This is a genomic window from Thiocapsa imhoffii (assembly GCF_016583985.1).
In the GTDB taxonomy this organism is placed as follows: domain Bacteria; phylum Pseudomonadota; class Gammaproteobacteria; order Chromatiales; family Chromatiaceae; genus Thiocapsa; species Thiocapsa imhoffii.
Window position 1 is genome coordinate 1 of the sequence record NZ_NRSD01000011.1, and the last position, 25,711, is coordinate 25,711.

Consider the following 25,711-nt stretch of genomic DNA (forward strand, 5'->3'; position numbering starts at 1 on the left):
ACCACCCGCACGGCGTATCTTCAATACTTCAGCGCGTTGCCCGCTGAGCGGGTGGAATGGATGGGTGATGGTGGCCCATCCCAAACGCCGGCTGGGCATCTGTGGGGTTGACGATGAACGTCGGAATGCCCAGGCGGCGTGTCCCGCCGCCCGGCTTGGCAATGTCCACCGCGCGCACCGCCGCCGGGCGGTAATCGCCCCGAAGGAGCTTCTCCCGAATCACCGGCCAGTGGCACTTGAGGTGGGCCTCGGTCTCGGCGATCCCTTTGCCGTCGACCCCGCCGGACCCGGCGTTGGCTTTCACCCCCGCCCAGGCCCGTTCCATGTTGGCGGTATCGAGCACCGCCTCCAGACTGATCTCAACCGTGTTGCTCATTGAACCCCTTCTTGCGTCTGTGCTCGCGATCACGGTTGACTTGATGAGCGCGGACCTCCCCCATGCGGGAATCCACCCGTTCGGTTCGGCTCGCCGTCCCGGTAGCTGCCGCAGTTGCAACGCCGAGTGCGTGTCGCCCATCTGCCCGCCTTCCGGATCGGATGCAGACTGTGGTCCTTTCGTGACTCTTCGGCCCTTCACTCCTCCCGACTTTCACCGGGCCTCAACGCTACTACGGCCTCTGCTGACTTCTGGACCGCTCTCACGGGCCAGATCTCCCCGAGTAAGAACATGTACTTTCGACCCGTGCCGCCAGGCTCTACCGGAGACGTCTTTCGGTGACGGTTGGATTTCGCGTTCCCTAGCACGCTCATCGCCCGCATCCGGCCTCGCTGCCTGTTCGTGTTCCTACGGTCGTGTCTTGGCTACACCCTGCTTTCAGCTTGGCCTCGCGGCGTCCACCTTGGGTTTCGCTACGCTTCTCGTCACTCTTCGCGGTTACCTCCTTTCAGGTAACAAGTACATGCCCATGTCGGGCACACTAGGGTGGATCAGCGCAGCGCATCCACCATCAGCCTCGCGATCGGCACGCTGTTGGCGGCGGCCACCCAAATTTGGAACTGCTGCCAGAGGTTGGACCGACTGAAATCGCGGAGGTTATGGGTCACGATGTACCGGCAACCGGCAGCCACCGCAAGCTCCAAGACGAAATCGTCGTCTGGGTCCGCGAGCGCTGGCCGCCAGCGATAATGAATCTCCTGCAAATGGCTGATCGAGACATTGGTGTCCAGCACGATCCTCACGCCGTCAGCCCCTCGATCCGCGCCTTGATACGGTCGGTGACCCGTGCGAGATCGGCGTCGATAGCATCCAAGGGACGGGGCGGCTCGAAGACGTAGAAGTGGCGGTTGAAGGGGATCTCATAGCCGACCTTGGTCTTGCTCTCGTCGATCCAGGCATCCGGGGCATGTGGCAGCACCTCGCGGGCGAAGTAGGCGTCGATATCCTCCCCCAGCGGCACGTTCTCGGTATCGCGCCGCTTCGGGTCCGGCTGGGGTTTACCCTTCTGTTTGCCCTTCTGGCCGATCAGGATCTCACCGGCCTCGTCGCGTAGCGGGCGCTCCACGGTGATGGTGCGGTAACCAAAGTCCTGAGTCCGGAAGATCCGTGAGATCGGCACCACCCGAACCTTGGCGCGGCCGGTTCCATCGTCGGGCGCAACCGGCGGACTGTCGCCAGGCATCAGCACCCGCCGGTCGATCTCCTTGCCGCGACCATCGAGCACCAGGGCGAGGCTCGCCTCGGTGCAGTCGCCGAAGAGGCGGGTGATCAGCGCGATGTGCTCCTCATTCATCTCCTTGCGCTTGCTGCCGAGGCTCTTGCGCATCTTCTGCCAGAAGTGACTGGCATCGATGAGTTGGACCTTCCCCTCGCGGTGCGCGGGCTTGCGGTTGGAGAGAATCCAGACGTAGGTCGCGATCCCCGTGTTGTAGAACATGTCCGTGGGCAGGGCGACGATGGCCTCGAGCAGATCGTTCTCCAGCACGTGGCGGCGGATCTCGCTCTCGCCGGAGCCGGCACCGCCGGTGAAGAGCGGCGAGCTGTTCAGCACAATGCCGATCCGGCTGCCCCCGTCCACTGCCGGGCGCATCTTGGACAGCAGATGCAGGAGGAACAGCAGCGAGCCGTCCGAGACGCGGGGCAACCCTGGGCCGAAGCGCCCCGCATAGCCCTGCTCGGTGTGCTCCTTGCGCACCAACGCCTCGATCTTCTTCCACTCCACGCCGAAGGGCGGATTGGAGAGCATGTAGTCGAAGCGTTTGTCGAGCAGCCCGTCGGCGGACAGGGTGTTGCCGAAGACGATGAAGGTATAAAAGCCGAACAAGGGGCTATAGCCGACGCTCGTACCTCGCGCGGCTGAGCGCAAACGTTACAGTCAATCGACCAAGGGGGTTCCAATCCCCAAAGAACCCTGGTCGTGCCAGCACGATTCAGCTTAGGCCCAAAGCCGAGCCCTATTTTATTGTCCCCTCCTTAGGCAGATGCTGGCGAGTCGGTTGGCTTCACGGCCGTGGCGAGGATGTAGTCTAGCCCGCCATAGACCGATTCCGCACTCATCGCCAGTGCTATCCGCGCGGGTAGCCGGGTCGCGGGGTGCAAGCGCTGAAGAATCTGCGGATGCCGCCGCAACGCCTCATGTAGAGGTGCGTAGACACGATCGCGGATCGATTGCACCTCGACCGAGGCGAATCCCGCGGCTTCAAGGCGCTCGACATATCCGTCCACGCCATAGACATTGTCTTTGGGAATCGCAAACTTACTGGCCACCAGCCCCCACGACCAACGTTGCTTGAGACGTCTCCACCTAGAGGTGGCGGGAGGCATGGGAATGATGTCGGCCGTCACCAGCCGTCCACCAGGGCGGAGGACGCGAAAGGCCTCCGCGAAGAAGTCAGCGCGAGTCTTGAAATGGAAGGCGCATTCCTGCGCGAGCACCTGATCGGCCGATGCCGTGGCGAATGGCATCGCCGTCGCCGATCCGACGACCAACTCGATGCGATCGGCGAGCCCGGCGTTGGCGACCCGTTCGCGTGCGATGGCAACCTGCGAGGCGGTGATGTTCAAGCCTCGAATGCGTGCGGGCTGTCGCGTTTTGGCCCAGCGCAGATCTTGATCCGCGAAGCCAAAGCCCACGTCCACGACCTGATCGCCCGGGTTCACTCCCGCGCGCTCCGCCACCAGATCCGTCAGGGCCTCGCACGCCTCATCGAGGGTCTGTCCAGCATCGCTCCAATATCCCAGATTGAGATAGAGACCATGGGTGGTCGCGACATCGGTAGATAGGAGATCATAGACGCGCGTGACCTCCCAGGAGGTCAAGGGGTTGTAGAGCCACGTGAGATAGTCCAGAAACCGACGTTGTGACATCAGGAGATCACCAGTTAAGGATTTGGGACACCCGGTTGGCGTCCGACACCGATGCATGGCCGTCTTGGCCCCATGCCGGCACGCCGCGCCCCGATACGCTGACGCGCATCACCCGGTACGAAGGTCATCGAGCGACTCGATCGGGGGCTCACAGTGCGTTCCACGGCAGCGATAAAGACGCGGTCGCTCGCCGGGTTGCATCGCGCCCAGGGTGCCAGGCAGCGTCTCCGTGAGGTCGGCCGGGATGGCCACCACGATGCGATGCGGGCGATGGCCGCGCTGTGCCTCGCGTCGCCAGTGCTCGAGACGTTTGTCCGTGGCGCGGATCACCAGGATCTCGGGCGGGCTGTGGGATTCCTCAAGCGCCATGAGCAGCGTCGCGTGAGCCTCTGGCATCCTGGCGATGGAGTCGGCCGCGAGCCGCAGGGTCATGGCGGCGGCAGTAAGATACCGGGGCTCGCCGATCAGGTGACCCAATCGTTGCAGGGCGACGGCCGCCACGCCATTCCCAGCCGGGGTAGCCTCGTCGCTGAGAGGCTTCGGGCGATGCATCAGCGCCTCATGATCCCGTGCGGTGAACCAGAATCCCCCTTCGAGCGGATCCTGGAATTGCTCAAGCAACACCTCGGCCAGATCGATCGCAAAGGCCAGGTCAGCGCTCGACCAGCGCGTCTGCAACAATTCGAGGAGCGCATCGAGCAAGAACGCATAGTCATCAAGGTAGGCATTCAAATGCGCGACCCCGTCCTTGCAGGTCGCCAGCAGTCGGCCCTCGCGCCACAGCGTCAGCCGGATGAAGGCCAAGGCCTGTTCCGCCGATTCCAGGTAATCAGGACGTTCAAGGATGCGAGCCGCACGCGCCAGCGCCTTGATCATCAGCGCATTCCAGGATGTGAGCACCTTGTCGTCTCGATCCGGGTGGATGCGCCGCTCGCGCGCGACGGCCAGGGTCGCGCGCGCCGAGCGCAGCAATGCCTCCACCGTGGCGTGCTCAAGACGCTGCTCGGCGGCCACCGCCTCCGGCAGACGGTCCCCATGCAGATGCCAAGCCGATTCGAAATTCGCCGGACGATCGAGCCCATAGACCGCCGCGAACACCTGGTACTCAGCCGGCGTCAACAAGGACTCCACCTGCGTGCGGGTCCAGATGTAATACTGCCCCTCGTGCCCTTCGCTGTCGGCATCAAGGCTCGAGGAGTAGCCGCCCGCGGGTAACTGCATCTCCCGCATGACCCAGTCGGCCGTCATGGTCGCGCTCTCGCGGAACAAGGGCGCGTTCGTCAGCGCGTAGAGATCACAACAGAGTGAGAGCAATGTCCCATTGTCGTAGAGCATCTTCTCGAAGTGAGGAATCATCCAGGCACGATCGACCGAGTAGCGATAGAACCCCCCGCCGAGTTGATCCTGCAATCCCCCACGACACATGCGCTCCAAGGTGAACTCAGCCATCCCCAGGGCATCGGGTGCGACATTGTGATCATCCAGCCCAGCCGCGGGGTGATCTTCTGATTTGGGCCTGATGAGGTCTTGCGTGCGCGCGACGCGCCGCAGGAGCAGCTCAAGGTTGGTTGGATGGGGAAATTTCGGTGCCCCGCCGAAGCCGCCGTGCTCGGTATCGAAACTCGCCGCCAAGCGCTGCACCGCCTCGTCGATCGCACGCGGTGTCGGCAACTCGGCCGCGGGGCGCGGCTCCAGTTGACGCAGCGCTGCGGTGAGGCGTGCGTTCTGGGTTGCAATCACCGTCTGTTGACCGCGATACGCCCGCTCGACGCCCTGCAAAACCTGTTTGAACGCGGGCAAGCCATGACGCGGTTCGGGGGGGAAATAGGTTCCCGCGAAGAAGGGGGTCTGATCCGAAGGGGTCAGAAATAGGGTCAGCGGCCACCCGCCAGACCGCTCGGTCAGCAACTGGTGCGCACGCTGATAGATCTTGTCGAGATCAGGGCGTTCCTCACGGTCCACCTTGATGTTCACGAATCCCGCGTTCATCAACTCGGCCGTGCTCGGATCGGCAAACGACTCATGGGCCATGACATGGCACCAATGGCAGGCTGAGTAGCCAATGGAGAGCACAATCGGCCGATCGGTGGAGCGCGCGAGTTCCAATGCCTCCGGACACCAGGGCCACCAATCGACTGGATTGTCAGCATGCTGTTGCAAGTAAGGACTGGTTGAGGTCGCCAGGCGGTTGCGCACGCGACCGGAGTGGCCTTGATGGGAAGTGCTCATCGCAACACCTCTGGTCACGACCCCAGAACGCACAAAACGTCACAGACATTTGGGATGCGAGTCTAGGAGTCGTTGGTGAGAGACGGGACGGTTTGGAGATCGAGCCCGTCATGCCGGAATGGGTTGGCTAGGACGTGGGGCCAACCACGCCGGATTCCAGCGACGGCCCCGAGCCCGCCCAAGATGGATCGCTTCTGTTAATCTGTGCCCCGCACCCCGCGCTCATCCACCAGCTTGCGATGCCAGATCACCAAGGAACCACCACCATGAAGATGCAACCGCTCATCTTGAGCAAGGATCAGGAACGCCGCTTGCTCGCGGGACACTGTTGGGTCTTCAGCAACGAGGTCGATCAGCGCGCAACCCCGCTCAAGGCTCTAGAGCCCGGACAAGCGGTGTCGATTCGCAGTGACCATGACCGCTGGATCGGTTACGGCTACGTGAATCCGCATTCCTTGATTTGTGCACGCGTCGTCAGCCGCGATCCCGCTCAACCGCTCAGTCCGGCGCTGTGGCTCAACCGGATCCACACCGCCCTCAGCTTGCGCGAACGCCTTTACGAACAACCCTTCTATCGCTTGATCTTTGGTGAGAGTGACGGTCTTCCCGGACTCATCGTCGACCGCTATGGCGATGTCTTGGTGCTCCAAATCACGACGGCGGGGATCGAGCGTGCGCAGGGCGAAATCATTGCCGCGCTTGAACAGATCTTGCGACCGCAAGCGATCATCCTGCGTAACGACTGCGCTGTGCGTGAGTTGGAAGGGCTCACCCAGGACGTTGCGGTCGTGCTCGGACAACCGGATGACCGTCTGGTCCTGATCGAGAATGGGCTGGAATTCGCGGTGTCGCCTCTGACCGGGCAAAAAACCGGGTGGTTCTTCGATCAGTCCGAGAACCGGACCCGCCTTGCGCGCTACGGTGTCGGCCGCCGTGTCTTGGATGTCTGCAGCTATGTCGGTGCATGGGGTCTGCGCGCCGCCGCATTGGGCGCGGAACAGGTTGTCTGTGTCGACAGTTCGCACTCCGCCCTCGAGCAGGTCGCGGACAATGCCGCGCGCAATCAATTCTCCCAACGGGTCGAAGGGCGGCACGGCGATGCCTTCGAGGTGCTGCGCACGCTCAAGGACGAGGGCGCGCGCTTCGAGACCCTGATCCTGGATCCACCGGCATTCATCAAGCGCCGCAAGGACGACAAAGAAGGCACCCAGGCCTATCTCCGACTCAATCGTCTCGCCATCGAACTGCTCGAACCTGGTGGTCTCCTCGTCACCTCGTCTTGTTCCTACCACATGAGCCGCGAGGGCTTCATCCGGACGGTTCAAGCGGCCGCGCGGCGCGCCGGGCGGATGATTCAAGTGCTCGAGGCCGGGCAACAGGGTCCGGATCATCCCGTGCACCCGGCCATTCCCGAAACAGCCTATCTCAAGACCCTGTTCGTTCGCGTCCTACCTACATTCTAAGGGCCTGCATTCTACCAAGGGCGGCCAAGACGAATTTTTCGAGCAAAAAAATCGATCAAAAGATAGCGCTTTCTCATGATCTTACCTACACTTTTGAGTGTCCCTTCTGAAGGGTAACCTGAACGATTCGACTGCGATTGACACGACGCGCACTCATGACGTAAGGATTCCTCAGCATGCACACTGATGCCAACCAGACTCTCAACCGTGTCCGGACCCAACGCCCAATTCGGGCGCGCGTGCGCCCCGAGGTGACGTTCGCGAACCAGGGCCTGATCCTGGTGTGCTTGGCCCTATCAGCGCTCATCGGGCTTGCCGGATGCGGGACCACACCGACCATGACCGTGGTCGAGCCTATCCGTGCCGACAAGGTGGTCGTGAAGAAGTCACAGCGCAAGTTGGAGCTTCACAACAACGGACGTGTGATCCGCGAGTACCAGATCGCACTCGGCGGCTCGCCCGATGGACATAAATTCCGCGAAGGGGATCAGCGCACACCCATCGGCGACTACATGCTCAATTGGCGCAATCCAAACAGTAATTTCCACAAATCCATCCATATCTCCTACCCGAGCGAGCGTGACAGGATGGTGAGCCGCGCCATGGGTTATTCCAACCCGGGCGGTATGATCATGATTCACGGACTCCCGAACTACGTTCGCTCCGAAGCCCTACGCCAAGAGTACATCGGACGAGACTGGACGCAAGGCTGCATCGCCGTTCAGAACCACGAAATGGATGAGATCTGGGAGATGGTGCGCGATGGAACGCCGATCAGGATCCTACCCTAGCAACGCACGATTCGGGCGCTGACATCCGCGTTCAAATTTTTGCGTCGGCCGCCGCCGTCTCCGGGAGCACGATGTTGAGTTCAAGAACCTCGTGGCTATCCTCCTGCTCGTATTTCACGGAGACGGCGCTCATATCGACCTCCACGTACTTGCGAATGACCTCGAGGATTTCCTGTTGGAGTCTCGGCAAGTAAGACGGTTGGCCGCGCTGGGTCCGATCATGCGCCACCAGGATTTGGAGCCGCTCCTTGGCGACACTGGCTGATCCCTTCGGTCGCGACGACCGAAAGTAGTCAAGTAATCCCATGGTTTAGCCTCTGAAAAAGCGACGCAGGAAGCCTCTTTTCTCGACTTCGAGAAAGCGATGCGGCACATCCTCGCCGAGATAGCGTGCCACCGTGTCGGCATACGCCTGTCCGGCGATGCTCTCGCGATCGAGAACAACGGGGATGCCCGAGTTGGATGCGCTGAGCACCGACTTGGACTCAGGGATCACCCCGATCAAATCGAGTGACAGGATCTCTTGCACATCCTCGACGCTCAGCATCTCCCCCTTTTCGACCCGCTCCGCATCGTATCGTGTCAACAGCAGGAATTCACGGATCGGCTCCAGGTTTGACTCGGCCCGGCGCGATTTACTCGCAAGGATTCCGAGCATCCGATCGGAGTCACGCACCGACGACACCTCCGGATTGGTCACGACGACCGCATCATCGGCGTAGTACATGGCCATGGTGGCGCCGTGTTCGATGCCAGCCGGTGAATCACAAACGATGAAGTCGAAACCGCCAGAGAGTTCTTCAAGGACGCGGCCAACCCCTTCCTTAGTCAGTGCATCCTTGTCCCGGGTCTGGGAGGCTGGTAACACATAGAGGTTATCGCACCGCTTGTCGCGGATGAGCGCCTGGTTGAGGTTCGCCTCTTGATTGATGACATTCACGAAATCATAGACGACACGCCGCTCGCACCCCATGATCAAATCCAGGTTGCGCAGACCAACGTCAAAGTCGATGACGACCGTGCGCCGACCACGTTGGGCCAACCCCATCGCCAACGCGGCGGAGGTTGTCGTCTTGCCAACCCCCCCCTTGCCCGAGGTGATCACCATTATTCTCGCCAAAGTTGCCGCCTCCAAATGGGGTTGGTCCGTCGTCCAGCCCGGCCACGAGTCAAATTCTTTCGATCCGAAGAAGTTTCTGCTCTAAAAAGATCTGCACCGGGATGCCGCGCAGCTCCACCGGAATGTTCTCGCTGACGCGATAGTGTCCTGCGATGGACACCAATTCCGCCTGCAGATCTTGACAGAAGATGCGCGCATCCGTGTTTCCTTTCATCCCGGCTAAGGCCCGCCCACGCAGGGGGCCGTAGACGTGAATATTGCCGTCGGCCATGAGTTCCGCGCCCGCGCTAACCGGCGCGATCACGGAGAGATCACAGCCGACCGCATAGACCCGTTGTCCGGAGCGGACGGGACGGGTCACCATCGTGAAGTTGCCGCTGGGTGTCACCGCTGGTGGCTGCTCATCGCTCAACGTGGAGCTCCGCTTGGGGCTCCGCGCGGGTGCGGACGGGGCCGCGTTCGCCGGCGCGGGATCCTGATGACGCTCGCTCCGCGACGCGCGCGGCTCATGATCAGCAAGGATCGCGAGCTCCATCGCCTCCGCGGCGGTGTTCTGAGCCTTGTTGCCGCCGCGGACCCCGAATGGAATCATGCCATAACCGCGCAGCAGACCGACGAGCAGAGGAAACTCCACTTCCCCCCCATCGGTCGGGAAACCGCTCAGGTCGATGACCACCGGCGTATTGTGAAAAAACTCCGGCGCCTGCTCGACCCGTTTCCCAAGATCGACCGCCACGGCTTCGATGTCCGCACGCAGGAGTCGAATGATGGGCAGCGTAAAGCTGGCTGCCTTGAGTTCGAAGGCGACCGACCAGTCACTGGACGCGCCGCTGGGATTCCCTGTCATCGTCAGACCTGTCAACCCGGTGGCCACTGCAACGGGCGCCCACCGATGAGATGAAGATGCAGGTGATAGACGGTTTGCCCGGCGCCTGCATTGCAATTGATGACCGTCCGGTACCCCTGCTCGGCCAGCCCTTCCTGCGCCGCGATTTTCGCCACGGCGAGCAAGAGTTTACCGAGCAGCTCCGCGTCCTCCGTCGCCGCATCATTGAGCGTCGGAATCGGCTTGCGCGGAATCACCAGGATATGGGTCGGTGCCTGCGGATGAAGGTCTCGGAACGCAATCAGATCCGCGTCCTCGTAGACGATATCGGCGGGGATCTCGCCGTCGACGATCTTGCCAAAAATAGTATCAGACATGATGCTCATTCGCTGCTGTCGCGATCGCTCGGGGTCGGAACACACGACGGTCGATCGCTTGAAACCGCCGCGCCACGGCCCGCTGATTGCGAGCGCGTCGGGTCGAGCCAGCAGGTCTCGGATCCACCCGCGACCCCGTCCCGCTCACACTTGTTGCCGTCCCTTGAAGGCCAGTGCCAAAGTCCCTCCGTCGATCGACTCCAACTCGCCACCGAGGGGCACGCCGTGCGCGATCCGCGTGAGATTCACGCCATACCGAGCAGCCGATTCGGCGATCAGATGGGCCGTCGCGCTGCCCTCGACCGTCGGACTGATCGCCAGGATGATCTCACGTACCGCTCGCCCCTCGAGTCGTTCGTCGAGCTGGTCCAGACCCAATTCACGCGGTCCAATGCCATCGAGTGGCGACAGACGACCACCGAGCACGAAGTAGCGTCCACGAAAATCGGTCGCCTGCTCAATGGCGAGGATCTCGGAGGGCTGCTCGACCACACAGAGGACTTGCCCGTCGCGATTCGGATTGGCACAGAGCGCGCACAGGTCCTGCTCGGTCAGGGTCCGGCAGTGGTTGCAACGCCGGATGCGCGTCATGGCATCCGCCATGACGTGCGCCAATCGCACCCCGCCCTCCCGATCGCGCTCTAGGAGGTGAAAGGCGATCCGCTGGGCGGACTTCGGCCCCACTCCAGGCAAGCATCTGAGCGCATCAATCAACTGCGTCAACAAGGGGCGCTCAGACACGTGCGCAGCTCGCCTAGAAGGGCAGCTTCATTCCGGGCGGCAGCGGCAAACCAGCCGTGAGTTCGGCCATATTTTCCTTCGCCTTCTCGGCCACGCGTTGGGTCGCGCCATTGATGGCGGCCGCCATCAAATCCTCGAGCATCTCGCGATCGTCACCCAGCAGTGAAGGGTCGATCTCGACCCGACTGACCTGGTAGCGGCCATTCATGGTGACCTTCACCATTCCGCCGCCCGACTCACCGATCACCTCTTCCTGAGCCAGACGCTCCTGCGCGAGCTTCATGTCTTCCTGCATCTTCTGCGCCTGCTTCAACAGGTTTCCGAGTCCAGCTTTCATCATCGTTGCGCGGGAAACCCCGACCGCTCGGCCGGGGCGGGATAGCGCACGGCGCCTCGCGCCGCCCTTCTCCCGCATCCTCTCTATTCGGTTGGCTATCTCTAGGGTTCAGGGTGTCGGGTCTTGTCGGACTCACGTGGTCACAGCAAACGCTTCGGGGTCAGCGCCACCCCAGCTCAATCGCGTGGCACGATGCGGCCCGGGATCCAGTCCGCGTCAAAGGTTTCTCGGACCTGTCGTGCCACCGGGTCGGTCTCCAATGCCGCGACGGCCGCATCCTGGCGCTCGGCCGCCTCACGCTCACGGCGCTGGGCGAGCGTTTCGCGACGAGGACGCTCGATCTGGATCTCGAGCTTGACCGCCGTCCCCAGTGTATCCTCCAAAGCGGCTTGCAGCCGTGCTTCGCTACTGGCCGAGCGCAGGTGCTCCGCGGCCGGATCAAGCGCCAGGACCAGCCGACCATCCTGCCACGAACGCAGGTCGCAATGATGCGCAATTTGACTCGCAATGCCGCCAAGCCGCAACCGATCGATCAAGGCCAGCCACTCGGCGTGTCCTGTCAAGTCCCCGGGCTGGCGGTCGGGATTCGGCTGATTGGGCGCGACCTCGCCCACCGTGCGCGCGCCGTCCTCATCGCCACCCCACGAGGTGTGCTGGTTCCCAGTCGCTGGCGTCGCGGGTGCCGGGTCGCGGGGAACCCGTGTCACCGGCGAGCCCGCTGCGGTGACGTGCGCCGCGGCCCCACGGGTTCCCGGCATTGGCTTGACGCCGGCCGCGGCGCGCGCCTGCGTGCGCCCCGACGGCGAGGCGGCAACCTGCGCACGGTCCTCCCGCGGGCGAAAGGCCAGGGCGCGTAAGAGCACCATCTCGAAACCGGCTCGTGGATCGGGCGCCAAGGGCAGATCCGCTTGCCCCATCAGGGCAATCTGATAGTAGAGCTGCAGATCCTCGGGCGGGAGCAGCGCGGCCAGCCGCTGCAAACGACTCGCGTCGGGGTCGTCCTCGGCAAGCGTTTCAGGGACCTGCTGGAGCAGCGCCAGGCGATGCAGCAGGGCAATCAGCTCGCGCAGTAACGACTCGAAATCCGGCGTCAGCTCCGCAATCCGCTCCACCTCGCTCATGAGCCGAGCGCCATCGCTCGCGGCCAGGGCATCGAGCAGATCAAGGATCAAGTCGCCAGGCAAGGCCCCGAGCATGGCCCGCACGCCGTCCTCGTCAACCTGTCCGCCGCCAAACGCGATCGCCTGGTCGAGCAGGCTCAAACCGTCCCGCATACTCCCGTCGGCCGCGCGCGCGAGCAGGGGCAAGGCGCCACCCTGGTAGCCAATCTCCTCAGCCATGAGCACCGCTTCCAGACGGGCGCGGATCTCTTCTGGCAAGAGGCGACGCAGATTGAGCTGCAAACAACGTGACAGGACGGTCACCGGAACCTTGTGAGGATCCGTCGTGGCGAGCAGGAATTTGACATGCGGCGGTGGCTCCTCCAGCGTCTTCAACAGGGCGTTGAAGCTGTGGTTGGAGAACATGTGCACTTCGTCGATGAGATAAACCTTGTAGCGTGCACTCGCCGGGGCGTAGGGGACATTATCGAGCAGTTCGCGCGTCTGATCGACCTTCGTGCGTGAGGCCGCGTCCACTTCGATGAGATCGACAAAGCGTCCGCTGTCGACCTCGACACAGGCCGAACAGCGACCACATGGGTGGGAACCGACGCCGTTTTCGCAATTCAGCGCCTTTGCGAGAATGCGTGCCAGGGTGGTCTTCCCGACGCCACGCGTGCCCGTGAAGAGATAGGCATGGTGCAGCTGATCGCGGTCGAGCGCATTGGCTAACGCACGGACCACATGGGCCTGTCCAACCAAATCATCGAAGGTCTTGGGGCGCCACTTCCGGGCGAGCACCTGGTAGGACATGTGTGATTCGAGTCGGACGAGTTGCGTGTGTGAGCGCGCGGATCAAAATTCAGCAGGCCGTCCCAGCCAGACGGGCGGGCCTTGCAGGTGACCGAGTCCCGCGACGATTTGAGACCAGCCGCTCGCGTGAGTTCGATGGTGCCTCGCCACTGAGGAGGCGGCCTACGCCAGCCACACCCCGGCACACGCTTCGACCGCTGCGGCTGCTCCCTTCCGGGCCTGACCGGGTTCACGGTTTCGCGTTGCGAGGGGACCGGCGCAAACCACCATGGACACCATCTCGAGCAACTGCCCGGAACGACAACTTAGAGTAACAAAGCCCTGTACAGATGACAAACCTCGGTGCAACACGAGATGATAGGCGCCATCTTGATGATTGGCACGAGATCCGCCACCGTGTCACAAGACATCGTCCGCCGCGTCGAAGCGGACGCGGACTGATCCGCACAGGTTCCTCTGCCCATGCACCTCCTTGACCGCACACCTCACTGCTCGCTCATGCTGGTGCTCACCCTCGCCGGTCTATCCCTGTGCGTGGATGCGGCCGAACCTGGGACTGCTGCGCTCCTGGAGTCGGAACAGCCGGAAGCAGAAGCAGCGGACGAGCGGCGGATCTGGGAGCGGACTCGAGAGACCGCGGGTGAGTGGTGGCATCGCTCCCGCGCCTTCGCTGATCGGGCCCTGACCGATGCGAAGGATCTCTTTGGTGATAACCGCGATTTCACCTATGTCTGGCAGACGGTTGTTCCCAAGCTGGATGCAGCCCTCACGCTCGAGGAGCGCAATGAGACGCTGCCGGCGCGTGCCTGGCTTGGCACCGATCAACGCGCCAATCGCGCCGCGATCAATGCCCTGCTCGACGAGGCTGTCGAGATCTTGTCGGTCTCGCCGCTGCAGAATGAGCGCGAGCGCGTTCGCTCCCTGCAGCTTGAGATCGAACGAGTGCGCGCGGAGATCGCGGAGGCACGGCAAAAACGCATCACCGCCCCGAGTGAGTCAACATTGCGCAAGACGGTCGCTGATTACGACCAGATCATTGCCGCCGGCGAGGCCGACATCCGGCGTTTGAATCGGGAACTCAGTGCCCTGAAGCGGGCGTTTGCCCAGGATCTTCGTGGAATCGGGCTGGAGCTCGACACCGAACAGATCGAATTGCTGCTCGCAAGCGTCGTTGGGGATAATTGGGTGGATCTCGGCATCCTGTTTGACAACGTGAAGGCCATCACCCAGCAACTTGAAGAACTCGTCGTCCAGAGCGGCGAGGATCTGGCCAGCGCACGGCGTTATTATGGCCTGTACGTTGTCCTGCTCCAATCACTTAACCGGATGCATCTACAGATCGAGGAGGCGATCGGCGAACAGTATCTGCCACAAATCGATGCGATTATCGCGCGCGCCCAGGCACTGTCGGGCGAGACCCGGCGCCTGCAGCGTGAAAGCCCCGAGCGGCAGGAGCTGCTCGCGGCCAACCTTGCCGCACAGCAGGTCACGATTCAGGCCGCGGAGATCTATCGCGATGATCTCAAGGAGCAGGCGCGCCAGGTCCGCGCCGCTCGGGCCGAACTGGAGAAAGACATCGCGGCCGCCTGGAACACCTATGAGACGGTGCGCGTCTCGGGCGAATTCGTCAATCTGGTGCGCTCCAGCCAGCAGTTGCTCGAGGGGTTGATGAATCGCCAAGTGCCGGCACTTCGGCCCTTTGAGAATCGCGAAATGCAACGTGAGTTGCAGAAACTCACCGAGCAATTGCGCGGCTAACGCCCGGGTTGATTCCAACCACCATCACCGACCACCTGCGAGAGCACCAGATGAAAATCGCCCGCTTCATGGACCCCCAAGGTCATGTTCACTTCGGCACGCCGATCGATGCCAGTCATGCTCATCGCCTCAGTGGACGCCTCTATGAGTCCTTGACTGAAACGACGGAGGTGTTCGAGGTTTCCCGCTGGCTCGCCCCGATCGCCCCGGTCAACATTTACGGTATCGGATTGAACTACCGCGCCCACGCTGCTGAAACAGGCGCCGCGATCCCAGTGCATCCGGTCGTCTTCATGAAACCCACCACCGCGATCACCGATCCCGGGGCACCGATCCTGCTGCCCCACGCCTGCGATCAGGGACCGGAGGTCGACTACGAGGCCGAGCTGGCGGTCGTGATCGGCCGCACCGCGCGCGACGTGTCAGTCAACACCGCACTCAATCATGTGCTGGGCTACACCTGTGCAAACGACATCTCGGCCCGGCGTTGGCAGAAGGAGGGAGGAGCTGGACAATGGATTCGGGGTAAAAGCTTCGACGGGTTCTGCCCACTCGGCCCGGTCCTGGTCACGGCGGACGAGATCCCGAACCCCCAGTCGTTGCAGGTGAGTTGCACCATTAATGGCGAGCGGCTGCAAGATGGCCACACCAGCGACATGATCTTCAGCATCGCCGAACTCATCGCGTTCCTGAGCCGCGACACGACGCTCCTGCCCGGGACCCTGATCATCACCGGGACGCCCCCGGGAGTTGGAGTCGCGCGCAAGCCACCCCGCTTCCTCCGCGCTGGCGATCGGGTCACGATCGAGATCGAGGGAGTCGGCAAACTCGAAAATCCCGTGACCGATGCCCCACCCCGTCACTGATCCGGTGGGGATGGGGCCCAGACTCTTGATGCCATCACCCGCGAGATGACCTTGGGTCTCTGCCCCTCTCAGTCCGGACGACTCCAGCGCTCCACGTCGCCCAAGGGAAGATAACCAAAGACGATGCGACCCTCGGTCCCATCGTCGAGCTTGATGGTGCCAATCCCATTGCGTCCGTCGAGGGCACGCACGGTGTCGGCCCAACCACTGCGACCGTCATCACAATGAACGTCGAAGACCGCATCGGCCGAGCCATGGAAGGCACTGTATCCCCCGCGACATTGACGTTCCCCGCTAGTGACTTGGAACGCAGCCGCAAAAGGGGACGACCGATAGGAACCGAGATAGACCTCGCCCCCCAGAATGACGGCAAAGGGACCTGAGGTCGAAAACCCGGCGGGCAGATGACTGCCACGCTGATCGATGTCGTCGAGCATCTCGTTCAAGCAGGTCGCATAGGCCTCCAGTTCCACGACACTGCACAGCTGCTCGGCGTAGTCCATCGCCGAGACACTGGTCGCGATACCGCCGAAATGGGTCGGTGGAATGAGCGCGCAACCGCTCGCGAGGATCGAGAGGGCGACAACCAATGGCAGGCGTGTCATGCACGGACTCCGGGGGGGTCTGAGATCGTTGTCGACAAGGATTGGATCGAACCACAATCGACCCAACCGATTCAAAGCCCGTGGGCCAGGAGACGCTGACAGGACAAACCGGCTGATGCGGTCCGCCCCGCCCATGGCCGGTCGGCGCACCGGTTCCGAATCGGCATTCTTGCCCATCCAAATCGAACGTGTTCTGATACATCCAGCGTCATCGACCGTCAGGCACGCATGGCTCGCATCATGGCAACCCTCAATGAACATGCGCGCGCGTCGGGTTGAGCGATGAGCGCATGGCGAGGGGCCGCGACCGCTGTCCCGATGGACGACCCATGATCAGGGCGTTGCTGGATTCTGACTCGGCAGAAACCGGCAGAGATCGCCATCACCACCGGGCGTCTAGATCCCATCGTCAGGATTCGAGGTCACCGATGCAACGCAGGCCCCCACCGCCTCGGTCAACCCGTCTGACCCAAGCCAGCTCGAGTACAGATCACCCGCCTCGGCGTGCTCCAGGCAACGCCGCGGTCAGGCCGCGCCAGCTCGGCACGTTCGCGCTGGTCGCGATCCTGCTGAGTCTTGTCGTCACCGGCTGCGCCCAACACGCGACGTCTGCGACACATCCCGTCGATCATCTTCGGCAACTCGCCTGCATCGGCCGTTGCCAGGACGTCCAAGAGCAGTGCAATGCCCAGGCGCGTTTTGATTACCGCCAATGCCAAGCGGGTTACAGCGCGGCCTTTCGGGATTATCGCTGGTGTCTGGCATCCACCTTCGAGCGTTCGGACTGTGGGTATGCGTGGTGGCCGTGCGCCGAGAACCGATTTGGCAACTGCGCGAATCAGGCGGCCGATTGTGAGCAGGCCTGCCGCAGGGCGCTCACCCCCTGAGCGCGGGTCCGGGGAACGCCGCCCGCGTGGTCCGTCCACGCATGCCTTGACGCCGGTTGTGGGTTGGGAAGCCGCGGTATCACGCCCGTCGCCAGCGGGTCCCTTCCGCCCCGTCCTCCAGGAGAATCCCCGCCGCGGTGAGTTGGTCGCGAATGCGGTCGGCCTCCGTCCAATCCTTTGCCGCACGTGCTGCGATACGCGCCGTGATCAGGGCCTCGATCACCTCGTCGGAGTCCTCGCCCACCCCGCCCCGCAGATAAGCGTCTGGGTCATCACCGAGGAGGCCGAGTACCGACCCGAGGTGTCGCAAACCCTCGGCGAGTTCCGCTGCCGTCGCGGGATCCCGCACACGCGTCCGATTGATCTCACGCGCGAGGTCGAACAGCACGGCCAAGGCCTCGGGTGTATTGAAATCATCGTTCATGGCCGCGTGGAAGCGCGCTCGGTAAGGGGTGAGCCGCGGCGAGGTCTCATCCGCTGCGAGGATGATCTCCGCCGGAGCGGCGGGCGTCTCGGACGCGGCGCGTGTTGGTGGCAGACCACGTAAGGCGGTGTAGAGCCGGGTCAATGCCGAGCGCGCCGTCTCGAGGTGTGCGTCATCGTAGTTCAAGGGACTGCGGTAATGACTCGTCAGGATGAAATAGCGCACCTCCTCCGGGCGGAAGCGTTGCAGAATGTCACGGACGGTAAAAAAGTTGCCGAGCGATTTCGACATCTTCTCGTCATTAATCCGCACGAACCCGTTGTGCATCCAGACATTCACGAAGGGCTCGCCGGTTGCACCCTCGGACTGCGCAATCTCGTTTTCATGATGTGGAAACTGCAGATCCGCGCCACCGCCGTGAATATCGAAGTGATGACCCAATGCGCAGGTGCTCATCGCCGAGCATTCGATGTGCCACCCCGGGCGCCCTGGTCCCCAGGGTGAATTCCAGGCCGGTTCGCCCGGTTTCGCCGCCTTCCAGAGTACGAAGTCCAGCGGGTCGCGCTTCGCCTCGTCCACCTCGACCCGTGCGCCGGCACGCAGATCACGCGGGTCCTTCCCCGAGAGCTTGCCGTAGTCGGCGAACTGTCCGACGGCATAGTAGACGTCACCGTTCTTGGCAGGATACGCGAAACCCTTATCGATCAAGGTCCCCACCATCGCAAGGATCTCGTCCATATGCGCGGTGGCCCGCGGCTCCGCGCTCGGCGGCAGGACGCCCAACGCCTCCGCATCGGTCTGCATAGCCTCGATGAAACGCCCGGTCAGGGTGTCGATCGACTCCCCGGCCTCCGCGGCCCGACGGATGATCTTGTCATCGATATCAGTGATGTTCCGGACGTAGGTCACTTGATAACCAAGGACCTGCAAATAGCGGTAGACGATGTCGAAGACCACCATGACGCGAGCATGGCCTAGGTGACAATAATCGTAGACCGTCATCCCACAGACATACATGCGAACCTGGCCGGGCTCGATCGGCTGAAACGGCTCCTTGCGACGGGTCAGGCTATTGTGGATCTGTAGCATGAACAGGACTCAACTGAGGTGGAAACAGGGACTCGGACCGCGATTATAAACCCAGGGACTTTCGCGTGACCGAGGGTGATCCGCGGCGCACCTCATGGTATCAAAGCGCGTCTGGATCAGGGGATCGGGGCAGGATCCGGTTCGCCAGCGGGCAACTGAAGCGAGGCTGATGAAGCGAAATCTGATGCGGGATCGCGGCCGTGTAACCCATGCCACCTTTCCCCGTCTCCGTAAAGCCCGTACCATAGGATCATCATCGCGGCGTCAAGCGATCCGGCCAATGACAGGGGAGTCCCCCGAGGCCAGCCGTACGGTGCACGACAGAACACATGACCAGCCAACTGGTGCACCACACAATGTCAGGGGAGATCGACATGATCAAACTCACCACCAATCATGGTGACATTCTCATCGAACTGGAGACCGCAAAAGCACCGCAAACCTGCGTCAACTTCGAGCAATATGTGCGGGATGGTCACTACGACGGTACCCTCTTCCATCGGGTGATCGATGGTTTCATGATTCAAGGCGGGGGGCTGACACCGGACTTCAATCCCAAGCCGACCCGTGAGCCGATCACTAATGAAGCCAAAAACGGCCTCAAGAACCTGGTCGGCACCCTCGCCATGGCACGGACCATGGACCCACACTCGGCGACCTCGCAATTCTTCATCAATGTCTCCGACAACGGCTTCCTCGACTACCCGGGTCAGGACGGCTGGGGCTACTGTGTCTTCGGTCAGGTGGTCGACGGCATGACGGTGGTCGATGCCATTCGGGGCGTGCCAACGAGTCACCGCCATGGTCATCAAGACGTGCCCGTGGAGGATGTCATCATCGAGCGCGCGATCATCATGGAGTGATTGCAAGCCAACCGCTTGGTACTGAACGAAGAATCGCTGCGACATCTGTCTCGGTCATCGTGCATCCGAACGGTCCGAGTCTCTTCCTCTCCGATCTGCACCTGTCGCCGGACCGCCCGGCGACGATCAATCTTTTCCTCGCGTTCCTTGCTGGTCGCGCGCGCGACGCGGCAGACCTCTACTTACTCGGCGACATCTTCGAGACCTGGATCGGGGACGACGACGCCCGCTCCCCCAACCTTGAGGTCCAGGCCGCGCTCAAAGCACTGACCCATTCCGGAGTCCGCTGCCATCTCATGCATGGGAATCGCGATTTCCTGATTGGACGCCAATTTGTTCGCGAAACCGGCTGTCAACTGCTGAGCGATCCGACGTTGATCCATCTCCAGGGCGAACGCATCCTCTTAATGCACGGCGACCTGCTCTGTAGTGATGACATCGCCTATCAGCGCTTTCGCCGCCGCATTCGCAACCCCATCGTGAAACGCCTTTTCCTATGGCGCTCGCTGCGCTGGCGGCGCACACTTGCAGATCGCTATCGTCAACAGAGTGGCGCCGCAACGGCCGAGAAACCCGCAGCCATCATGGATGTCAATCCAGCGACTGTCATCGATGTTTTACGCCGCCACCACGCAAACCGCTTGATCCACGGGCACACCCATCGCCCAGGCGATCATCGCCTGACGATCGATGGGCGCGTGGTATGGCGTCATGTGTTATCCGAGTGGCACTCGGATCACGGCGAAGTGCTTGTCGCTCGCAGCGGGAACGTGGGCGCTGTCAGCGGAAAGCCACAGGATACCTGGTGCCGAGACGCGGTCCGTCCTAACCAAGTGCCAGCATCATGACAACGATTGCAACACCAACACCATTGACCGATCTACGCCGCCGCGTCACGGTTGCCCGGAACCTCATTCGAGAGGTCTTGACTGAACTGGTCGGTCCCGTGGAACTGGCATTTGATTTCCACCGTGAATGGAACGGCTGCTGGCGTGTCCGCGTCGACATCACCGCTCCCGTTCAAGGCCGCTTGGATTTTACCCTGCTCGATACGGCGACTGGTGGCATGCTTGCACTACCACGCCCTCTACCCGAGCGCTGGCGGCTGGAAATGGGGATTGTCGCAACCGATGGAACCCGCTGGACACTCGATGACGAGGGGCATCTAGTGCCCTTTCGAGGTGGTGTGAGTGCGGTGGGCCCTTCAGGGTGAAGTGACTCCCATGTCAACGACCTTTTTCGCTGACTTATTTTTAGCCTCCTGGATTTCATGAGGTTATTTTATTATATAAATCAGTTGCTTGATTTCTTTTCTCCGCTAAAATCTCATTCGAGCGCTTTTTATGATGCCTTTCGATAAGGACACGATTCAGGCCTTTTTAAATAAAACAGATCATAGGGGATGGGGTCGGGCTGACAGGATTGCGCCCGTCAGCCCTCCCACCCCCTCTGTTAGCATAGAAGTCCGCTGGATTTGACGCAGTCAAGTGAACCCTCGAGGGACCGGAGAGATTAGATGGAATGCCACGGTACCGAGAAGAGTTCAAAGCCAAGGTGGTCGATCAGATGATGCCGCCCAGTGCCCGCGCGGTGACCGATGTGCACCGGGAAACAGGGGTGTCGTAACCCACCCTGTCTGCCTGCCCTTGCCTTGTGGCTGGTAGGGTCTGGCATGGATCAGCGCGATGCCGAGATTGGCGCAGACCAGGGCCAACTGCTTGGAGCGGTCGTTCGCACCGTTGTCGACGTAGAGCTTCTGGACAAGGCCGCGGCGCAGGATCGCCTGCGCGAGCACCGGCAGAAAGGTCCGGGTGTTCTCCGAGAAGGCAAAGCTCGCATAGGGGATCACCCGGTTCGCATCGTCGATGAAGGCGATCAGATCGGTCTTGCGTTTGACCCGATCCCCGACCACCACGGCGGGGCCATGCATCACATCGCTCATCCACAGTTCCCCGACCTGCTCAAAGGTAAAGCGGCGCCGGTCCTGCGTCTGACCGGCCGTCTTGGCCGCGTCCATCAGGCCATTGCGGGCGAGCAGTCGATGCACGGTCGCGGGCGGCAGCGGCAGATCGGGCGGAACCTCGAGGCGCTGGCGCACCGCGAGGAGAACCCCGGAGGCTCCTATGAGGCGCCCTTCCTTGGAAGGGCTGACCCTCGAGCGTAGAGAAGGGCAGCTCCGTGACGAAGTGACGTCCGGTCGGTCACCAACCCACGTCTATCAGAGTGATCCACCGTCGCAGCTCGCTTGTCATGCCCTGACCCGAAGACGCTGATTGCAGGAGGTTTCAATCGAGCACCACAACAAAGCTTGACAGGTCAATCCATATCAGGAGCCGACTTGCGCGGCGACCCGACCGGCGTTCAGAGTCGTCACGTCTGATTCCTGCTGACCCAATGTCGCCCTTATGCTGGCGATGCGAATTCACGCCCCACCGTCATTCACCAGTCTACCAAGCTACAGTTCCACGCCCTCCAGCATCACCCATCAATCATCCGTGTTTATCCGGGCCCATCCGTGGCAAACCCGCTTCCATGGCTCAAGGTCACTGAACAACCCGCCAACCTCCGCCCAACCCCACCCTGCCGTCGTTGACCCAACCACGGACAGATGGTGAGATACCGCCCCTCAGGTTGAATCCATGAACCAACGACGACCAGACAATTCGCCACCACAGCTAATACCGGCTGACAAGGTAGGGCGGTAGCGTGCTTATGGCCCGCAATTCAACCTGCACGCCGGTCTTGAAGCTGCGATGCCGTGGTCCCTACGGTTCCCTGGATGTCGTTCCGCGACCCGGTCACGTTCTCCATGGTGGGTACAGCCGAACGGCAGCACACCGAACGCGTCCCGCGTGTGGAGCAATACCGCACGAAGATTCTGCCGATCGCGGCCATTGATGGCGGCAATGCATCCGGCAAGACGACTGTCTTCCAGGCCCTCAACGTCGCGAAGCGGTTCGTCACTCAGGGTGTGTTGCCAGATGCGCGCATCCCGGTCGAGCCGCTCCGCCTAGATCCAGCGATGGCCGAGCGTCCCTCGCGCTTCGCCTTCGAGCTGCTCATCCGCCCCTTTGTAGCAAGCACTGATCGTGAACGCACCGCAAGCGCGGCTGAGTTCGGTGCCGCGTTAGACGCCGATCCGCGTGCGAGGCACTCTCCCACGCTAAGATGTGCATTCGACTTGGCCGGCGAGACGCTGCCAGCGAAGATACATCCGGCCCCGTTTTTCCGAGGAGACAAGTGAACAGACCCGCGATAACTACAACGCTGCGTCGGGAAACGGGGCGAATATGGCGCAGCCGCTTCGCGCGCAACGTCGCGATGGTCGCATCCGGCACGGCCGGAGCGCAGGCCATCACGATGGCCTTTGCGCCGATCATTACGCGTATTTATGGTCCGGAGGCCTTTGGCCTGTTAGGCACTTTCATGGCCATCGTGGCCGTCGCCGTCCCGCTTGCCGCGCTTGCCTACCCCATAGCCATCGTTCTACCCAAGGACGATCGGGACGCCATCGGACTGGTCCGTCTGTCTGCCATCTTATCGGTGGCGATTGCCCTGTTTGCCGCTGCTCTACTTGTTATCAGCGGGGACTGGCTGACCGTCACGCTCGGTGCCGAATCGGTTTCCAGATACCTGCTCCTCATCCCCGTGGCAATGTTGTTCGCCGCCTGGCAGCAGATCGTTACGCAATGGTTGATCCGCAAGAAAGAGTTCGGCGTCATTGCCCGCGCCGCCATTGCGCAATCGCTGATTCTGAACAGCGCGAAGAGCGGTATTGGGTGGTTGCACCCCGTGGGTGCTGTGCTCATCGTGCTTTCCACACTGGGCCAAGCCCTTTATGCCGGGCTGTTATTCTTCGGTGCCCGTCGGCGTTACCAGCGCAGCGACGACCTCGAGCGCCATGACCCGCGCACCCCGCTTCGTGAACTCGCGTATCGTCACCGCGACTTCCCCCTCTACCGGGCGCCGCAGATCTTCATTAACGCCGCATCGCAAAGCCTGCCGGTGTTGATGCTAGCGGCATTCTTTGGGCCAGCGGCAGCGGGGTTCTACACGTTGGGAACAATGGTTATGGGAATGCCCAGTACCCTCGTGGGCAAGGCAGTCAACGATGTGTTCTATCCCCGTATCACCGAAGCGGCCCACAACGGTGAGAACCTGACCCGCCACATCGTGAGAGCCACGGGCGCCATGTTTGCCATAGGGGTCGTCCCTTTCGGTCTTGTTGTTGTTTTCGGGCCCATGCTGTTCAGCTTTGTCTTCGGCAGCGATTGGGCGATGGCCGGCGAATACGCGCGGTGGTTAGCGTTATGGCTTTTGGCCGGCTTTATCAATCGCCCGAGTGTGGCCACGATTCCGGTCCTTTCGCTTCAGCGCGGTTTCCTGTTATATGAATTGGCTAGCGTCATTGTGCGGGTTTCGGCGATTGTTCTGGGTGTCTTACTTTTCCAAAGTGACGTTGTCGCCGTGACTCTGTTCGCTGTGGTCGGCGTCGTTCTCAATTTGTTCTTGATTGCATGGGTGTTACGGACAGTATATGGCCTTGAGAACGGGAGATTACATGGGTAGAGATAACGTTAGTTCCGCGGGCATGGAGCGTGACCTAGTGATCCTCGGTGAGCGCCTCCGCGAACGCATGCTGCCTTTTGGCTGGTTCGAGCGGTTGAGCAGTGATTCGGTACGGTTTGTTACCGATCATGCCGGTAGTGTGCCCTTGTATTATGCGCAAGAACATAACCAGGTTCTGGCTGGAAAGACGCCACTTGAAGTCTTTCAACAGATGCCCCAGGGAACATTGGATACCGTATCAGTTGCGGATTTTCTCCTGAACGGCACCGTTTGCTACCCCTATACCCTATTCAAGGGCATCTATGTGGCACCTCCTGGTGCGGTGACCGATGTCACTCCATTGGAGGTGAAATCCACTACGTACTATCGCCCTAAAGAACAGGAGAGCAACGAACCGCTCGCGTATTGGGGTGCGCAACTGCGCGCTCGGGTACAGCAGGCACTTCTAGCTGGTCTGGAAGGAAAAACGAACATTAAAGTGCTCTTCTCTGGGGGCGAGGACTCCCGTGCTATTGTGAGCCTTCTGCCCAAGGGGCTTGAGTGCGAATTGGTCACCTTTGCCGACAGCTACAATCGGGAAGTCCGTCTCGCATCGCATGCTGCTCGGGCCTTGGACCGACACATTTCTTTTATCCAACGTCCCCATGGATTTTATCGCGAAAATGTTCGGAGTCGGGTCCGCGCTATCGGAGGTGGCTTTGATATCCGCCATACGCATGTCTGGGGGCGATTGGCAGAGCCATTAAAAGATGCAGGGGTGGTTTTCGGAGGATATGCGGCCGATACGCTATTCAAAAGCGCATGGATGGGCAATGTCGAAAAAAACATCAAGAAAATCGGCCCCGAAAGACTGAATCCGATAGGCATGGGTCAGCCGACCGGTATCAAAATCGCATCAGCACAGGATTGGCTGGACCCTGGTGTCTCCGCAGCCGTGGACGCGCGCCGGTTGGCGCATCATGAACGCATTCAGGAATTTAGACCGAAATCGGCTGGAAACTGGCACACGCTGTGGCCACTGGGTAGTCAGCGTGTTGCCTATGCTCATTACCTAGCTATTCGCTTGGCCTGTCCGGAAGTTGTGGAACCTTTTTTGGCTCCCCAAGTGTACGAATTAGCCGCGAGAATGCCAGATGAGTTCCGCGTTGATAGAAAGGCCTTCCGTGCTGCTTTCGCGTCGCCTATGGGGAAAGCAGGATGGCTGCTGACAAGTTCGGGGCGCATACCGAGACTTGGCGGTTACGTGGGGCATTGGGTCCAACTCGGTACGGTCATTTCCCGAGCCCTCGGCGATAGAGCGACCAGTGTGTCGGCTAGAATGCGTGGGCGCATGCCGATAAATCAAGGGGCATGGAGCAACGAGCATGACGTGTACAGAGACGACCTTTCGGAGGCCCTTTCTGAATCGCAATTGGAGGGCGTACGGGTCTTAATGAACGGGATCCTGACGGCGGAAGAGGCAAACGAATTCTTCAAACCCTGCGGTGGTGCCGTTCCCGATCTGGTTCGTAACCGGGTTGTCCAAGTCGCTTACCTTGTGGGAGATTAG

The 25,711-nt window shown here is 61.5% G+C and carries 25 protein-coding genes, 1 other RNA gene and 1 pseudogene; 11 read left to right on the forward strand and 16 right to left on the reverse strand.

What is annotated here, in order from left to right:
• From CKO25_RS21970 to CKO25_RS11430, 5 genes and pseudogenes are all read right to left on the reverse strand, one after another.
• On the reverse strand, positions 1–99 hold a 99-nt coding region (locus CKO25_RS21970), incomplete at its 3' end, for a DUF5372 family protein (RefSeq protein ID WP_200388060.1).
• 828 nt (positions 100–927) lie between these two features.
• Positions 928–1,179, reverse strand: a complete 252-nt coding sequence (locus CKO25_RS11415; RefSeq protein WP_200388166.1) for a PIN domain-containing protein — start codon at positions 1,177–1,179, stop codon at positions 928–930.
• Positions 1,176–2,240 (reverse strand): annotated as a pseudogene (locus CKO25_RS11420) (HsdM family class I SAM-dependent methyltransferase); the annotation flags it as partial. The pseudogene CKO25_RS11420 and the gene CKO25_RS11415, both read right to left, overlap by 4 nt.
• A 170-nt stretch (positions 2,241–2,410) precedes the next feature.
• Positions 2,411–3,304, reverse strand: a complete 894-nt coding sequence (locus CKO25_RS11425; RefSeq protein ID WP_200388062.1) for a methyltransferase domain-containing protein — start codon at positions 3,302–3,304, stop codon at positions 2,411–2,413.
• A gap of 108 nt (positions 3,305–3,412) precedes the next feature.
• Positions 3,413–5,533, reverse strand: a complete 2,121-nt coding sequence (locus CKO25_RS11430) for a thioredoxin domain-containing protein (RefSeq protein ID WP_200388063.1) — start codon at positions 5,531–5,533, stop codon at positions 3,413–3,415.
• A 266-nt stretch (positions 5,534–5,799) separates the two neighbouring features.
• Between CKO25_RS11430 and CKO25_RS11435 the strand changes: the two genes are divergently transcribed.
• On the forward strand, positions 5,800–6,996 hold the full coding sequence (locus CKO25_RS11435; RefSeq protein WP_200388064.1) for a class I SAM-dependent rRNA methyltransferase: 1,197 nt from the start codon (positions 5,800–5,802) through the stop codon (positions 6,994–6,996).
• A 176-nt stretch (positions 6,997–7,172) separates the two neighbouring features.
• Positions 7,173–7,787 carry a L,D-transpeptidase family protein gene (locus CKO25_RS11440; RefSeq protein WP_200388065.1) on the forward strand — a complete coding sequence of 205 codons (615 nt, stop codon included), beginning with the start codon at positions 7,173–7,175 and terminating at the stop codon, positions 7,785–7,787.
• A gap of 31 nt (positions 7,788–7,818) precedes the next feature.
• On the opposite strand, the gene minE is transcribed toward CKO25_RS11440, so the two are convergent.
• The 8 genes from minE to ffs all read right to left on the reverse strand — a co-directional run bounded on the left by minE (position 7,819) and on the right by ffs (position 13,360).
• A complete protein-coding gene (gene minE / locus CKO25_RS11445) occupies positions 7,819–8,094 on the reverse strand; it encodes a cell division topological specificity factor MinE (protein ID WP_200388066.1) in 276 nt (91 codons plus the stop codon).
• 3 nt (positions 8,095–8,097) lie between these two features.
• Entirely contained in the window at positions 8,098–8,907 is an 810-nt protein-coding gene (gene minD / locus CKO25_RS11450; protein WP_200388067.1) for a septum site-determining protein MinD, read from the reverse strand.
• 49 nt (positions 8,908–8,956) lie between these two features.
• Positions 8,957–9,754 carry a septum site-determining protein MinC gene (gene minC / locus CKO25_RS11455; RefSeq protein WP_200388068.1) on the reverse strand — a complete coding sequence of 266 codons (798 nt, stop codon included), beginning with the start codon at positions 9,752–9,754 and terminating at the stop codon, positions 8,957–8,959.
• 11 nt (positions 9,755–9,765) lie between these two features.
• Positions 9,766–10,110 carry a histidine triad nucleotide-binding protein gene (locus CKO25_RS11460; protein ID WP_200388069.1) on the reverse strand — a complete coding sequence of 115 codons (345 nt, stop codon included), beginning with the start codon at positions 10,108–10,110 and terminating at the stop codon, positions 9,766–9,768.
• Between the two features lie 144 nt (positions 10,111–10,254).
• Positions 10,255–10,851 carry a recombination mediator RecR gene (recR, locus tag CKO25_RS11465; RefSeq protein ID WP_200388070.1) on the reverse strand — a complete coding sequence of 199 codons (597 nt, stop codon included), beginning with the start codon at positions 10,849–10,851 and terminating at the stop codon, positions 10,255–10,257.
• Positions 10,852–10,864: 13 nt separating this feature from the next.
• The gene (locus tag CKO25_RS11470) at positions 10,865–11,188 is read right to left on the reverse strand and encodes a YbaB/EbfC family nucleoid-associated protein (RefSeq protein WP_338115120.1); all 324 of its coding nucleotides are present in this window, start codon (positions 11,186–11,188) and stop codon (positions 10,865–10,867) included.
• Positions 11,189–11,364: 176 nt separating this feature from the next.
• The gene (dnaX, locus tag CKO25_RS11475) at positions 11,365–13,101 is read right to left on the reverse strand and encodes a DNA polymerase III subunit gamma/tau (RefSeq protein ID WP_200388072.1); all 1,737 of its coding nucleotides are present in this window, start codon (positions 13,099–13,101) and stop codon (positions 11,365–11,367) included.
• A gap of 162 nt (positions 13,102–13,263) precedes the next feature.
• Positions 13,264–13,360, reverse strand: an RNA gene (gene ffs, locus CKO25_RS11480) — signal recognition particle sRNA small type.
• A 203-nt stretch (positions 13,361–13,563) separates the two neighbouring features.
• Between ffs and CKO25_RS11485 the strand changes: the two genes are divergently transcribed.
• Complete coding sequence (locus CKO25_RS11485) at positions 13,564–14,859, forward strand: coiled-coil domain-containing protein (protein ID WP_200388073.1); 1,296 nt, start codon at positions 13,564–13,566, stop codon at positions 14,857–14,859.
• 50 nt (positions 14,860–14,909) lie between these two features.
• Complete coding sequence (locus tag CKO25_RS11490; protein ID WP_200388074.1) at positions 14,910–15,725, forward strand: fumarylacetoacetate hydrolase family protein; 816 nt, start codon at positions 14,910–14,912, stop codon at positions 15,723–15,725.
• Positions 15,726–15,793: 68 nt separating this feature from the next.
• Here CKO25_RS11490 and CKO25_RS11495 read toward each other — a convergent pair whose 3' ends face one another.
• Positions 15,794–16,330, reverse strand: coding sequence for a hypothetical protein (locus tag CKO25_RS11495; RefSeq protein ID WP_200388075.1), 537 nt, complete (start codon positions 16,328–16,330; stop codon positions 15,794–15,796).
• Between the two features lie 428 nt (positions 16,331–16,758).
• On the opposite strand from CKO25_RS11495, the gene CKO25_RS11500 reads away from it, so the two are divergent.
• Positions 16,759–17,217, forward strand: coding sequence for a hypothetical protein (locus CKO25_RS11500; RefSeq protein ID WP_200388076.1), 459 nt, complete (start codon positions 16,759–16,761; stop codon positions 17,215–17,217).
• A 79-nt stretch (positions 17,218–17,296) separates the two neighbouring features.
• Here CKO25_RS11500 and cysS read toward each other — a convergent pair whose 3' ends face one another.
• A complete protein-coding gene (gene cysS, locus CKO25_RS11505; protein WP_200388077.1) occupies positions 17,297–18,730 on the reverse strand; it encodes a cysteine--tRNA ligase in 1,434 nt (477 codons plus the stop codon).
• Between the two features lie 374 nt (positions 18,731–19,104).
• Here cysS and CKO25_RS11510 point away from each other — a divergent pair, with 374 nt between their 5' ends.
• The 3 genes from CKO25_RS11510 to CKO25_RS11520 are packed head-to-tail and all read left to right on the forward strand — an operon-like array spanning position 19,105 to position 20,806.
• Positions 19,105–19,593, forward strand: a complete 489-nt coding sequence (locus CKO25_RS11510; RefSeq protein ID WP_200388078.1) for a peptidylprolyl isomerase — start codon at positions 19,105–19,107, stop codon at positions 19,591–19,593.
• A gap of 59 nt (positions 19,594–19,652) precedes the next feature.
• Positions 19,653–20,441 carry a UDP-2,3-diacylglucosamine diphosphatase gene (locus tag CKO25_RS11515; protein ID WP_338115112.1) on the forward strand — a complete coding sequence of 263 codons (789 nt, stop codon included), beginning with the start codon at positions 19,653–19,655 and terminating at the stop codon, positions 20,439–20,441.
• Positions 20,438–20,806 carry a hypothetical protein gene (locus tag CKO25_RS11520; RefSeq protein ID WP_200388079.1) on the forward strand — a complete coding sequence of 123 codons (369 nt, stop codon included), beginning with the start codon at positions 20,438–20,440 and terminating at the stop codon, positions 20,804–20,806. Before CKO25_RS11515 ends, CKO25_RS11520 begins: the two co-directional genes overlap by 4 nt.
• A gap of 330 nt (positions 20,807–21,136) precedes the next feature.
• Here the strand turns inward: CKO25_RS11520 and CKO25_RS21195 are convergent, their stop codons facing one another.
• Positions 21,137–21,691 (reverse strand): DDE-type integrase/transposase/recombinase, encoded by a 555-nt coding sequence (locus CKO25_RS21195; RefSeq protein ID WP_338115113.1) that lies wholly within the window; start codon positions 21,689–21,691, stop codon positions 21,137–21,139.
• A gap of 681 nt (positions 21,692–22,372) precedes the next feature.
• On the opposite strand from CKO25_RS21195, the gene CKO25_RS11530 reads away from it, so the two are divergent.
• Genes CKO25_RS11530 through CKO25_RS11540 form a run of 3 tightly spaced genes read left to right on the forward strand, consistent with a single transcriptional unit; the run spans position 22,373 to position 25,711 of the window.
• Positions 22,373–22,837 carry an AAA family ATPase gene (locus CKO25_RS11530; RefSeq protein WP_200388080.1) on the forward strand — a complete coding sequence of 155 codons (465 nt, stop codon included), beginning with the start codon at positions 22,373–22,375 and terminating at the stop codon, positions 22,835–22,837.
• Entirely contained in the window at positions 22,834–24,162 is a 1,329-nt protein-coding gene (locus CKO25_RS11535; RefSeq protein WP_338115114.1) for a lipopolysaccharide biosynthesis protein, read from the forward strand. The genes CKO25_RS11530 and CKO25_RS11535 overlap by 4 nt, the downstream gene beginning before the upstream one ends.
• Positions 24,155–25,711 (forward strand): asparagine synthase-related protein, encoded by a 1,557-nt coding sequence (locus CKO25_RS11540; protein WP_200388082.1) that lies wholly within the window; start codon positions 24,155–24,157, stop codon positions 25,709–25,711. Before CKO25_RS11535 ends, CKO25_RS11540 begins: the two co-directional genes overlap by 8 nt.

Excerpts from the sequence above, each read along its gene's own strand:
- CKO25_RS11495 (WP_200388075.1), bottom strand. The coding sequence starts at position 16,330 with ATGACACGCCTGCCATTGGTTGTCGCCCTCTCGATCCTCGCGAGCGGT.
- CKO25_RS11520 (WP_200388079.1), top strand. The coding sequence starts at position 20,438 with ATGACAACGATTGCAACACCAACACCATTGACCGATCTACGCCGCCGC.
- CKO25_RS11470 (WP_338115120.1), bottom strand. The coding sequence starts at position 11,188 with ATGAAAGCTGGACTCGGAAACCTGTTGAAGCAGGCGCAGAAGATGCAG.
- CKO25_RS11435 (WP_200388064.1), top strand. The coding sequence starts at position 5,800 with ATGAAGATGCAACCGCTCATCTTGAGCAAGGATCAGGAACGCCGCTTG.
- minE (WP_200388066.1), bottom strand. The coding sequence starts at position 8,094 with ATGGGATTACTTGACTACTTTCGGTCGTCGCGACCGAAGGGATCAGCC.
- CKO25_RS11460 (WP_200388069.1), bottom strand. The coding sequence starts at position 10,110 with ATGTCTGATACTATTTTTGGCAAGATCGTCGACGGCGAGATCCCCGCC.
- CKO25_RS11425 (WP_200388062.1), bottom strand. The coding sequence starts at position 3,304 with ATGTCACAACGTCGGTTTCTGGACTATCTCACGTGGCTCTACAACCCC.
- CKO25_RS11540 (WP_200388082.1), top strand. The coding sequence starts at position 24,155 with ATGGGTAGAGATAACGTTAGTTCCGCGGGCATGGAGCGTGACCTAGTG.
- CKO25_RS11440 (WP_200388065.1), top strand. The coding sequence starts at position 7,173 with ATGCACACTGATGCCAACCAGACTCTCAACCGTGTCCGGACCCAACGC.
- CKO25_RS11430 (WP_200388063.1), bottom strand. The coding sequence starts at position 5,533 with ATGAGCACTTCCCATCAAGGCCACTCCGGTCGCGTGCGCAACCGCCTG.
- CKO25_RS11510 (WP_200388078.1), top strand. The coding sequence starts at position 19,105 with ATGATCAAACTCACCACCAATCATGGTGACATTCTCATCGAACTGGAG.
- CKO25_RS11490 (WP_200388074.1), top strand. The coding sequence starts at position 14,910 with ATGAAAATCGCCCGCTTCATGGACCCCCAAGGTCATGTTCACTTCGGC.
- CKO25_RS11500 (WP_200388076.1), top strand. The coding sequence starts at position 16,759 with ATGCAACGCAGGCCCCCACCGCCTCGGTCAACCCGTCTGACCCAAGCC.
- dnaX (WP_200388072.1), bottom strand. The coding sequence starts at position 13,101 with ATGTCCTACCAGGTGCTCGCCCGGAAGTGGCGCCCCAAGACCTTCGAT.
- minC (WP_200388068.1), bottom strand. The coding sequence starts at position 9,754 with ATGACAGGGAATCCCAGCGGCGCGTCCAGTGACTGGTCGGTCGCCTTC.
- CKO25_RS11530 (WP_200388080.1), top strand. The coding sequence starts at position 22,373 with ATGTCGTTCCGCGACCCGGTCACGTTCTCCATGGTGGGTACAGCCGAA.
- cysS (WP_200388077.1), bottom strand. The coding sequence starts at position 18,730 with ATGCTACAGATCCACAATAGCCTGACCCGTCGCAAGGAGCCGTTTCAG.
- CKO25_RS11485 (WP_200388073.1), top strand. The coding sequence starts at position 13,564 with ATGCACCTCCTTGACCGCACACCTCACTGCTCGCTCATGCTGGTGCTC.